Genomic DNA, 620 nt, shown 5'->3' on the forward strand with positions numbered 1-620 from the left:
GACGTGTTCTGGTTGATCGCCTGATCCGCTGCGTACAGCTGCGAGCCGTTCACCGCATCGGTCGAGCTGGCCGAGAGACGGCCCGCCGCCACGTTGGTGATCGTGCGCTCCTTGCCTGCCGCCCCCACCGACACCGTGCTCGTCGCGTTGCTGCCTGCGAACGTGTAGGCCGTGCCACCGATCGTCGCGCTCGTGGTGTTCACCACTGCCGCCGTCGTCGAACCCGCACCCAGCGCCACGTCGCCCTTGTTGGTCGACACCGCACCCGAGCCGATCGCCACCGAATCCACCCCCGTGGCCGTCGAATCTACACCCGTGCTGTTCGCATGGAAGTACTTCGTGCCCGTGTTGTACACGTTGTTGATCTGGTTGCCCATGTTGGTGATATCACCCTGGATATTGGTGATCCCACCGCTGATGTTGGTGATGCTGCCCGCCACGTTCGAGATATCCGACGTGTTCTGGTTGATCGCCTGATCCGCTGCGTACAGCTGCGAGCCGTTCACCGCATCGGTCGAGCTGGCCGAGAGACGGCCCGCCGCCACGTTGGTGATCGTGCGCTCCTTGCCTGCTGCGCCCACCGACACCGTGCTGGTCGCATTGCTGCCTGCGAACGTGTA

Annotated in this window: 1 pseudogene; it reads right to left on the reverse strand. The window is 64.2% G+C overall.

Going from position 1 to position 620, the window contains the following annotated elements:
* A pseudogene (locus tag AWB83_RS35715) lies at nt 1–620 on the reverse strand (adhesin); the annotation flags it as partial.

Source organism: Caballeronia ptereochthonis, from assembly GCF_001545075.1.
Lineage (GTDB): Bacteria > Pseudomonadota > Gammaproteobacteria > Burkholderiales > Burkholderiaceae > Caballeronia > Caballeronia ptereochthonis.